Raw genomic sequence first — 315 nt, 5'->3', positions numbered from 1 at the left:
ACACTTGCAACATCTCTTCCCTGAACGTTAAAGCCAACATATATACGACGTTTTCCGTCTTCACGGCTTATTTGTGCTGGACCTAATTTATAGTTGACATCAGCTACTTGAGAAAGCGGAATTTGTTCTCCACTAGGCGTTGGTATGAATAGATTACTTACATCTTCTATAGAGGTTCTGTGCTCATTGTCCAGACGAACTACCAGATCAAATTTTCGCTCATTTTCATATACTACACCTGCTGCTTTTCCTGCAAAGGCAGTACTCACAATGTCATTAATATCTTGAATTTTTAAACCATAGTTGGCAATTCTC

General features: G+C 38.7%; 1 protein-coding gene. It reads right to left on the bottom strand.

Annotated elements, in window-relative coordinates:
- Positions 1–315, bottom strand: a 315-nt coding sequence (locus tag QWI17_RS06795) for an efflux RND transporter permease subunit (RefSeq protein WP_302721768.1), incomplete at both ends; no start/stop codon positions are given.

Origin of the sequence: Gilvimarinus gilvus, from assembly GCF_030518155.1 — a bacterium.
Lineage (GTDB): Bacteria > Pseudomonadota > Gammaproteobacteria > Pseudomonadales > Cellvibrionaceae > Gilvimarinus > Gilvimarinus gilvus.
This window is presented reverse-complemented; position numbering and strand designations above follow the sequence as displayed.